General features: G+C 82.1%; 1 protein-coding gene. It reads right to left on the reverse strand.

From position 1 onward, the window contains the following. Positions 1–563, reverse strand: a 563-nt coding sequence (locus V7E45_RS40455) for a pantoate--beta-alanine ligase (protein ID WP_333779273.1), incomplete at both ends; no start/stop codon positions are given.

Below are 563 nucleotides of genomic sequence, written 5' to 3' on the forward strand. Positions count from 1 at the left end.
CCCCCCCCCCCCCCCCCCCCCCCGCCCCCCCCCCCCCCCCCCCCCCCCCCCCCCGGGCCGCCGGGGGCGGCCGTGGCCACGGCGTGCGCGTCGGCCGCCGCGCGGGACTCCCCTATGGCGCTCAGCGCCTCGGCACGCGCATGCGTGGAGGGCACCTCGCGGGCCCGGGCGCGCAGCGCCTCCTGCGCCGCGTGCCGGTCGCGCCCGGCGAACAGGGCCCGGGACAGGGCGAGGGCGGTGCGGCGCTCGTCGGGCGACAGGTAGCGGTTGCGGCTGGACAGGGCGAGCCCGTCCGCCTCGCGCACGGTCGGTACGCCGACGATCTCCACGCCGAAGTTCAGGTCCCGCACCATGCGCCGGACCAGGGCCAGCTGCTGGGCGTCCTTCTGCCCGAACAGGGCCACGTCGGGGCGGGTGAGGTGCAGCAGTTTGGCGACGACGGTCAGCACGCCGTCGAAGTGCCCGGGCCGGGTGGCTCCCTCGAGGCGCTCGCCCATCGGCCCGGGGGGGGGGGGGGGGGGGGGGGGGGGGGGGGGGGGGGGGGGGGGGGGGGGGGGGGGGGG

Origin of the sequence: Streptomyces sp. IBSBF 3136 (assembly GCF_036815105.1) — a bacterium.
Classification (GTDB): domain Bacteria; phylum Actinomycetota; class Actinomycetes; order Streptomycetales; family Streptomycetaceae; genus Streptomyces.